Origin of the sequence: Rhizomonospora bruguierae (genome assembly GCF_018397995.1) — a bacterium.
Classification (GTDB): domain Bacteria; phylum Actinomycetota; class Actinomycetes; order Mycobacteriales; family Micromonosporaceae; genus Rhizomonospora; species Rhizomonospora bruguierae.
In genome coordinates, this window is record NZ_BBQH01000176.1 from 1 (window position 1) to 705 (window position 705).

The 705-nt window shown below is 63.3% G+C and carries 1 protein-coding gene; it reads right to left on the reverse strand.

From position 1 onward, the window contains the following. Positions 1 to 43: 43 nt before the first annotated feature. A complete protein-coding gene (locus KJS59_RS30725) occupies positions 44 to 628 on the reverse strand; it encodes a hypothetical protein (RefSeq protein ID WP_213457511.1) in 585 nt (194 codons plus the stop codon). Between the last annotated feature and the right edge of the window lie 77 nt (positions 629 to 705).

Sequence of the window (705 nt, forward strand, 5' to 3'; positions counted from 1 at the left end):
CGCCGATGGGCGCTACCCGGGTGGGTAGCGCCCATCGTTGGTGTTACTTGGTGTGGTGTTGGTTGACGAGGTCGGCGGCCATCTTTTCCCACTTGGCGTAGGCGTGCGGGTAGGCGGAGACCTGGACGGTTTGGGCTGCGTCGGTCAGCGGCATGGTGTCGTAGCCTGGTACGTCCTTGAGTTGGGTGTAGAAGGCATGCGAGGCGTAGTCGGGGTCGGTCAGTTGGTCGGGGCTGCCCCATCCGCTGGAGGGGCGTTGCTGGAACAGGCCCAGCGAGTCGTGGTCGTTGGTGTCGCCGAGGTGGCCGTAGTTGTTTAGGTGGGTCTCTTGTAGCGAGGTGGCTACGGCGATGACCTGGGCGCGCGGGGGGAGGTTCATCTGTTCACCGGTCTGGATGATCTGTTCGGCGTTGGCCTTCTGCTCTGCGGTGGGGGTGAAGGAGGTCTGGTTGGTGGGTTCGCCGGTGGGCATCAGCGCCTGTGTGGTGGGGGTCGTGCTGGTTGTCTGCTGAACCGTGGGGGTGGGGGTGGGGGTGTGGGTGGTGTCGGTGATGCCGCCGGCGGCGAGTCCGCCGAATAGGGCTAGGCCTGCGGTGGCGATGATGGCTCGTTGCTTGTTGGTGGTGATGGTGGTTTTGATGGTGGTGAGGGTCTTGTGGTCGAACATACGCACAGTAATGGTTTCCTTTACTGGTGTTTGTCGGC